General features: G+C 66.5%; 8 protein-coding genes and 1 pseudogene. All 9 read left to right on the top strand.

What is annotated here, in order from left to right; all coding sequences use genetic code 11:
* Nucleotides 1-136 precede the first annotated feature (136 nt).
* A complete protein-coding gene (locus N5J73_RS23420; protein ID WP_049443882.1) occupies nt 137-550 on the top strand; it encodes a YciI family protein in 414 nt (137 codons plus the stop codon).
* Nucleotides 551-617: 67 nt separating this feature from the next.
* Nucleotides 618-1,040 carry a VOC family protein gene (locus N5J73_RS23425; RefSeq protein WP_005415090.1) on the top strand — a complete coding sequence of 141 codons (423 nt, stop codon included), beginning with the start codon at nt 618-620 and terminating at the stop codon, nt 1,038-1,040.
* Between the two features lie 34 nt (nt 1,041-1,074).
* Complete coding sequence (locus tag N5J73_RS23430; protein ID WP_049443880.1) at nt 1,075-1,485, top strand: VOC family protein; 411 nt, start codon at nt 1,075-1,077, stop codon at nt 1,483-1,485.
* 24 nt (nt 1,486-1,509) lie between these two features.
* Nucleotides 1,510-1,866 (top strand): DUF1428 domain-containing protein, encoded by a 357-nt coding sequence (locus tag N5J73_RS23435; RefSeq protein ID WP_049443877.1) that lies wholly within the window; start codon nt 1,510-1,512, stop codon nt 1,864-1,866.
* Nucleotides 1,867-1,911: 45 nt separating this feature from the next.
* The gene (locus N5J73_RS23440) at nt 1,912-3,174 is read left to right on the top strand and encodes a sigma-70 family RNA polymerase sigma factor (RefSeq protein WP_049443875.1); all 1,263 of its coding nucleotides are present in this window, start codon (nt 1,912-1,914) and stop codon (nt 3,172-3,174) included.
* A gap of 107 nt (nt 3,175-3,281) precedes the next feature.
* Nucleotides 3,282-4,485, top strand: a pseudogene (locus N5J73_RS23445) (hypothetical protein).
* Nucleotides 4,476-5,576 (top strand): hypothetical protein, encoded by a 1,101-nt coding sequence (locus N5J73_RS23450; protein ID WP_049443871.1) that lies wholly within the window; start codon nt 4,476-4,478, stop codon nt 5,574-5,576. The pseudogene N5J73_RS23445 and the gene N5J73_RS23450 overlap by 10 nt, the downstream one beginning before the upstream one ends.
* Nucleotides 5,577-5,675: 99 nt before the next feature.
* Nucleotides 5,676-6,350 (top strand): hypothetical protein, encoded by a 675-nt coding sequence (locus N5J73_RS23455; protein ID WP_049443870.1) that lies wholly within the window; start codon nt 5,676-5,678, stop codon nt 6,348-6,350.
* A gap of 16 nt (nt 6,351-6,366) precedes the next feature.
* Nucleotides 6,367-8,016, top strand: a complete 1,650-nt coding sequence (locus tag N5J73_RS23460; RefSeq protein WP_049443868.1) for a CsgG/HfaB family protein — start codon at nt 6,367-6,369, stop codon at nt 8,014-8,016.
* Nucleotides 8,017-8,190: the final 174 nt, after the last annotated feature.

Here is an 8,190-nt window from a genome sequence, read left to right on the forward strand (position 1 = left end):
CCGCCGTTCGCCGACTCCCGCCGAAGGCGTGCCTTCCACGCAGAAAAAAAATTTCCGGAAACGTGTCGATTCCGATGACCCTGGTTCGTTGTACCCAGTGAAGGGCACGCACCACGCGTCCCCACGGGAGACCGCAATGAAAGTGATGGTGATCGTGAAGGCCAACGCCGACTCCGAAGCCGGCCGCATGCCCAGCGAACAGGAGTTGTCCGAAATGGGCGCCTTCAACGAACAACTGGTGGCCGCCGGCATCATGCTCGCCGGTGAAGGCCTGCACGCCACCCAGCGCGGACGCCGCATTCACTTCGGCAGCGGCGCGCCCAAGGTCGAGGCCGGTCCGTTCGGCCCCGCCGGCGACCAGATCGCTGGCTTCTGGCTGTGGGACGTGCGCTCGCTGGACGAGGCCGTTGAATGGGCCAGCCGTGCGCCGTTCAACAGTGGCGGCACGCTGGAACTTCGCCCGCTGATCTCCGCCGAAGACTTCGGTGAGGCCTTCACCCCCGAATTACAGCAGCAGGAACAGCGTCTGCGTGCACAGCTGGAAGGTTGACCCGATTCATCTCCCTGCCGGGCACGACCCGGCACTACTGCCCTGAAACGCACAACGGAGTATTGCCATGAGACTGATTCCCTTCCTCGGCTTCAGCGGCCAGGCCCATGAGGCGATGGCGTTCTATGCCAAGGCACTCGGTGGCCAGGTCACCTCGGAAATGAAATACCGCGACATGCCGCCCTCCGATGGCTCGCCGGGCTGCAACGAGATGCCGCCGGAAACCCTGGACCACGTCGCGCACAGCCAGCTGGAAATCGGCAGCGCCATCGTGATGGCGGCCGACGGTCCCGGCGGTGGCGAGGGTGGTTCGACCACCATCAATGTCGACGTCGACAGCATCGAGGAAGCCGAGCGCGTGTTCGCGGCGCTGGCCGAAGGCGGCCAGGTGCAGATGCCGATCGCCGAAACGTTCTGGGCGCACCGCTGGGGCATGCTGATCGACCGCTACGGCAAGCCGTGGATGGTCAACTGCATGAAGCAGCCCTGATTCCTCTTTTCTTCAGCCACAAGGAGCTTCACCGATGAGTGCACCGCAACCGCAGATGATCTTCGTCAACCTGCCCGTGCAGGATCTGGAGAAGTCGAAGGCGTTCTTCACCGCGTTGGGATACAGCTTCAATCCAACCTACACCAATGACGATGCGGCTGGCATGGTCATCAGCGATAGCATCTACGTGATGCTGCTGACCCAACCTTTTTTCCAGCAGTTCACCAACAAGCCGATTGCCGATGCGCACACCCACACGGAAGTGATCAATGCGCTCTCGGCACCCAGTCGCAAGGCAGTTGACGAGTTGGTGGACAAGGCACTGGCCGCCGGCGCCAGCGAACCGCAGCCGGCGCGCGACCTGGGCTTCATGTACCAGCGCGGCTTCCAGGACCTGGATGGCCATCTCTGGGAAATCGCACACATGGACGGCGGGCCGGGCTGACGGCCGCCGCAAGGGAGAACCCTCATGGCTTACGTGGATGCTTACGTGCTGCCGTGCCCGCAGGACAAGGTGGCGGCCTACCGCCGCCTTGCCCGCAAGGCCGGTGCGGTGTGGAAGGACCATGGCGCGCTGCAGTACATGGAGTGCGTGGCCGACGATGTGGAACCGGGAAAGCGCACGTCGTTTCCGCGGGCGGTCAAGGCCAAGCCCGGTGAAACGGTAATCGTCGCCTTCGTGGTATTTCGCTCGCGCGCGGCGCGCGACCGCGTCAACGCCCGGGTGATGGCCGACCCACGGCTGGCGTCGCTGGGACCGAAGGACATGCCGTTCGATACCCAGCGCATGTTCTGGGGCGGCTTCAAGCCGATTGTTGAAGCGTGAGCTGTGGCGCTTGTGCGGGCCGGACGTGCGTGCTGTGATCGGCGCATGCTCGATCCCGCACTGACGCAGCGACTGGAAACCCTCTGGCGGATGGAGTCGCCGGTGTTGATCGCGCGCCTGGCGCGGCTGCTCGGGGGCGATGTCAGCCGTGCCGAGGAGCTGGCCCAGGACACCTGGCTGGCCGCGCTGGAGCGCTGGCCGGAGCAGGGCATCCCAGACAACCCCGGAGCCTGGCTGATGACCACTGCGCGCAACCGTGCCATTGATGTGCTGCGCCAGCACCAGCGGGTGGCGCAGCAGCATGCGCAGTGGGGCGAGGAACTGCATCCAGCGGCGCTGCCGGCACCCGATGACAGCCAGGCGCTGGAGGATGACCTGGGTGACGATCTGCTGCGGCTGATGTTCGTGGCCTGCCATCCGGTGCTGCCAGCCGACGCACGGGTGGCACTGACCCTGCGCCTGCTCGGTGGCCTGACCACGACCGAGATCGCCCGTGGCTTCCTGCAGCCCGAGCCGACCATCGCCCAGCGCATCGTGCGCGCCAAGCGCACCTTGGCGCAGAAGCAGGTGCCCTACGAGGTCCCGCGTGCTGACGCGATGCCCGAGCGGCTGGCGTCGGTGCTGGAGGCGATCTACCTGGTGTTCAACGAGGGCTACGCGGCCAGTGCCGGCGATGACTGGATGCGACCGGCACTGTGCGAGGAGGCACTTCGGCTTGCACGCATCCTGGCGCACCGGCTGCCGGTGCCGCCGGTGCTGGGCCTGCTGGCGCTGATGGAGCTGCAGGCCTCGCGTGCCGCAGCACGGACCGATGCGCAGGGCGTGCCGGTGCTGCTGGACCAGCAGAACCGCGCGCGCTGGGACTGGCTGCAGATTGAACGCGGACAGCAGGTGCTGGCGCGCGCGCTGGCCGCCGGTGGTGCTGATGATCCCTATGTACTGCAGGCGCGCATCGCAGCGTGCCATGCAGCGGCGCGTCGCCCTGAGGATACCGACTGGCCGCGCATCGCAGCACTCTATACGCAGCTGCTGCAGGTGCAGCCCTCGCCAGTTGTCGCATTGAACCGCGTGGTGGCGATACTGCGAAGCGACGGTGCCTTCGCGGCCTGGGCGCAGCTGCAGCCGTTGCTGGACGATACGCGCCTGCGTGACTACGCGCCGTTGCAGGTGGTGCGCGGTGAACTACTACAGCAGCTGGGGCGGGAGCAGGATGCACGTCACGCTTTTGCGGAAGCTGCCCAACTCAGCCAGAACCAGGCAGAGCGCGGCCTGCTGCGGCAAAGGGCCGGTCTGCCCCCCGCGGAGTGACCTCGACGAAGGCAGCACTTGTCGGCAGGCCCGCGAGCCGTTATGTTTCGCGCCCAGTGGGCGCATGAGCGTCCGCTTTCCGTGCGTAATGACCGAGGAGCGGTTGGATGTATTCAAGGACGAAGAGCGCATCGCGCGCTTTTGCGCGCCTGCTTGCCTGTGCCCTGTGCCCTGTGCCTGGCCGTATGGCCGATGGCCGTGCAGGCGGCAGACAAATCACAGCAGGCCTATTGGGCCGGTTTTGCCTATACCGCTGATGCCGCTGCCGTGCAGGCGACCACGCCGCATGCGCATGCCGTGCTGGAAAAGCGTGGCTTGATCCCGCTCAACCAGACCCTGGCGCAGGGGCTCAAGCGTCGCCCGCCGGCCAACCTGGAACTGATCGACCAGCCGGTGGCGATGCTCGACGGCACCACCAGTGCCACCGTGCTGGCCGCAGCACTGGACCGCGAACTGGTCTCGGTCGAGCCGATCGGTGACCAGTACAAGGTGCTGGTGGAAGTGGCGCTGCAGGCGCTGTTCTTCGACTTCCGCGAGCGTCAGGTGATCGCGTCCTATCCGTTGACCCTGCAGCGCATCGACGTGCAGGATTACCGGCCGGACAACGACGATATCGACGCGATCGTCGCCGATCTGCTGTACGGCAACGCTGCGACCAGCCTGTCGCAGGTCCTCGCGGCCAGCCTCGCCCAGGCCAAGCTGCCCGACGCGGCGGTGCGCCGCCTGCAGGTGGGTGGCGTGACCCTGTCCGATGCGGTCCGCGCCAAGCTGCCAGACCCGAAGTGGGAAGCGCCGTTGCGCGCCACGCTGGCCCATGAACTGTCCAAGACGCTGTCGTCCAACACCGGGGTCGGCCTGCTGCCGCCCGCCTCGGGCCAGGCGATCGGTGGTGCGATGGCGGCGCGCTTTGCCGACGGCAAGGTCTACCAGCTGAAGATCCCCGAGCCGGACTACGTCATCAACCTGCAGGTGGATGCGTTGAAGAACGGCGTGATCGAAGAAACCCCGGCTATGAAGACGATGCTGTTCGGCGCGTTCTTCACCGCCAAGGTGACCGAGCCGTTCTCCGGCAAGGTCTATTTCGAACAGCCGCTGCGCAAGGGGGCCACCAAGGTGGTGCCGGTCACGCAGTGGCAGGTTGACCAGTGGTCGGCCAGCTACGAAACCCTGCTGGCCGGCTTCGACGCCTTCGCCGGCGCTGCCGCCAAGCGCGCCGATTCGCGCGGCTGGCTGGACGAACAGAAGCCGGGCGGCCGCCCGTTGCAGCAGCAGACCCAAGCCCTTCAGGAGTTGATCAAGTCATGTCGTTGATGCGTACCATCCTGCTCATCCTCATCGCCCTGGTGGTGGCCTCGCCGGTCGCTGCACAGACCGCCAGTTCGCGCGGTACCGGCTCGGCCAGCTACGGCCTGCGCCTGAGTGCCGACACCCGTGCCCAGGCCCTGAACAAGGCCAAGGTCAATGCACTGGAGGCGTACATCGCCGAAACCGGTGCGGCCAAGCTGCGCCTGTTCGAAGCGCGTCGCGCCGAGTTCATCGGCGAGATCGACCGCTACGTGCTCAGTGCCGTGCAGCTGTCGGACACCGAAGACAAGAAGGCCAAGACCTACACCGTCACCGTCCGCGCCGAGATCAACACAACCCTGCTGCAGACCAAGCTGGATGCCGGCTCGGCCGTGGCCGGGGCCACCGCCGCCCAGCGCTCGCTGCTGACCTTCCTGTTCATGGCGCGCTCGCAGGACACCGTGCAGTCGTTCCAGGACAAGGAATACCGCCGCACCGACGTCAGCTCCAGCTACAACGAGAACACCCGTGAAGGCGACAGCTTCCGTGGCAACTCGGTCAGCACCAACGGCAGCATCAACCAGAATGCGTCGATGTCGGTCACCAGCGGCGGCAGCACCACCCAGCGCAGCGACAACATCAGCTGGAAGGTGGCCAACGCGGCCGAAGTGAACACCGCAATGACCGGTGCCTTCAGCGCCGCCGGCTACGAAGTGGTTGAAGCCGAATACGTGGAAGGCGAGTCGCGCGGCCTGCTCAGCATCGAGCGCATCCGCAAGGACTTCAGCACCGGCAACGACCTGGCCCCGGCCACCCTGCGTGATACCGCCAACGGCATCCGTGCGGCCAACATTCCGTACATCGCTGTCGGCACCCTCGACGTCGGCATGCGCGACCGTGACCCGGCCAGTGGCAACACCCGCGTGTTCGTCACGGTCACCGGCAAGGTGCTGGATGTGACCGGTCGTTTCCCGCGCACCGTGTCGTCGGTGGGCCCGGTGCAGTTCTCCGGTACCGGCCCGAATGAAACCGTCGCCCGTACCAACGCGCTGCAGCTGGCGGCTGAAAAGGCCGCGCAGCAGATGATCAACGAACTGAACGTCAAAGCGGTCCGCTGATCCGCCACCCAGGTGGGTGCCGAGCTCGCTTGGCATCGCCCTGGGGTTACCGATTTCCCACGTGCCGCTTCGCGGCCGTCACTCCCAAAGGACACTCACATGATCCGCAATACCGCTCTTGTCGTGGCCATCGCTGCCGCCACCCTGTCGATGCCCGCCCACGCTGGCCTGGGCAAGCTGAAGGACCTGGCCGGTGCCGCCACCGGCACCTCCAGCAGCGCCTCCAGCGCCGCCGCCCCGGACGAAGCCGCGCAGGAAGCGCTGGTGCGTCGTTTCGTTACCTCGCAGTCGCACTCGCTGCAGGCCCAGACCTCGTTCGCCCGCGCCTTCGGCCTGGCCGAGCAGGTGCAGCTGCTGGAAGCCGAGCGCCAGGCGCTGTCGTCGGGTTCGGTCAGCGTCGATGCAATGAAGAAGTCGGTGTCGGTCAGCGAAGCTGCGCAGGCGGCGATCAACGAGCGCCAGGCCGCACAGCCGGAACTGAACGCTGAATCCAAGCAGCACTACGCCGAAGGCCTGGTCTCGCTGCTGTCCTCGGCCGCCGAAGCGCAGAAGCTGGGCGGCGAAGCCAGTAACTTCACCGCCGGCATGAAGAACCTGGGCGCGACCCAGCTGGCCACCGTCGGCCGCAAGCTGGCCGCCGGTGCATGGGTGGCCAAGGAATCGCCGGGCTTCATCCAGGGCCTGTACGGCTCGACCAAGTCGGCCGTGACCTTTGCCAAGAAGAGCAAGGTGAAGGTGCCGTCCAACGCCGATTCGATGCTCGACAAGCTCTGATCCGAGGCGAATCTCCATGCGTATGACCTACCGTTTGATCGGCCTGGGCCTGGCTGCCGCGCTGCTTGCAGCGTGCGGCAAGCAGGACACCCCGGCCGAAGCGCCCGCACCCGCCAAGGACAAGGCAACCAGTGCACTGGCCAGCAATGCGCCAGTGGAAGCAGCGCCCCTGCGTGGCACGCCGGATTTCGGCGGCACCACCCAGGTCGCGCGCGAAGCCGACGGCATCGGCAGCACCCCGGAACTGGCGGTGCTGGCGGCATTGCAGTCGGCGGTGGCGCAGGTCAACGGCGTACGCGTGGCCAGCCAGATGCAGAGCCTGCGAGCAGGCCTGCATGTGGATGTGGATGACGAACACGTCGGCGATATCCGCGCCGACGCGTTCACCCAGCAGATGATCGCCGGCTCGCAGGGCGCGGTGCTGGGCTATGAAATCCTGTCGCAGGATGAAGTGCGGCAGCTGGACGAGGAAACCATCGCCCGTGTGCGCGCCAGCGACGAAGGCTGGAGCTTCAAGGGCTCGGCGTCGGCCAGTGCATCTGGCGAAGCCTCGGCCAAGAGTGGTTCGGCCTCGGCCAGCGTCAAGCAAAGCTACGACGAGAAGGTCAATGTCGATGCCAAGCGTGGCGCCAGCTCGTTCGATTCCGATGTGACCCATCGCAGCATGCGCAGCTACTGGAAGGTGCGGGTGCGCGCACAGATCGCCCAGTACCGCGCACCGGACGAGCAGGGCAAGCCGAAGATCGTGGTGGCCCTGCCGCGCACCAAGGCTGGCAGCTACGCCGTGGGCGACGGCCGCGTGGACGCCGATGAAGTGGCCGATGCGATCCGCGCGCGCCTGTCCGACACGCTGACCCAGACCCAGCGCTTCATCGTGCTGGATCGTGAGTTCGGCGACGAACTGCAGGCCGAGATCGACCACATCAACAGCGGCAACGTGCGCCTGCAGGACACCGCACGCGTGGGCCAGCAGCTGGCGACCGACCTGATCCTGATCCCGACCATCGAACGCTTCGAATACCCGCGCAGCGTGCGCAACCTGCGCATGTCCGACCGCCAGGTGACCTCGTACTCCGGTGGCGGCCGCATCACCCTGCGCCTGATCAACGCCACCACCGGCCAGGTGGTGATGTCCGACAGCTTCGACCACCAGTTGGCCTCGACCGGCCCCAGCACCCTGCCGCGCGTGGTCAACGGCCGCAACATGGCCGCGGCGATGATGGAATCGCTGTCTGGCCAGATCGGCACCACCATCGTCACCACCCTGTTCCCGGTGTCGGTGGTTTCTGTGGATGGTGACCAGGTCGTGCTGAGCCAGGGCGGTGACACCGTGCAGGCCGGCCAGCGCTGGCAGGCCGTGCGCCTGGGCGAAGAACTGAAGGACCCGCAGACCGGCCGCTCGCTGGGCCGCAGCGAACACCCGTGCTGCACCATCCGCATCGACCGCGTGGCCGCACAGACCTCGTACGGCACCATCGAAGACGGCGTCGACGCGATGCGCGGCGGCTTCCGTCCGGGCCAGATCGAACTGCGCCAGAAGCTGGGCAGCAAGCCAGCTGCTGCTGCCGCAGGTGCAACTGCCTCGGCCGCTCCTGCCGCCGCCCGGCCGGCCGCCAAGCCGAAGCCCAAGCCTGCTGCCGCCCCGGCCGAAGACCCGAACTGGTAACAGGCTCAAGCAACACACAGATGGGGTCAGAGACCTTTCCCGCCGGGAAAGGGATCTGGCCCCTTCGTGTTTCCGTGCGTGTCGACCAAGGTCGGCACCTACCAACAGCGATGTGTCGACCAAGGTCGGCACCTACCAACAGCAGCGGGAAGCTGTCGACGGCGGGGTGGGTCC

This window comes from Stenotrophomonas sp. GD03654, assembly GCF_029845105.1.
Lineage (GTDB): Bacteria > Pseudomonadota > Gammaproteobacteria > Xanthomonadales > Xanthomonadaceae > Stenotrophomonas > Stenotrophomonas africana.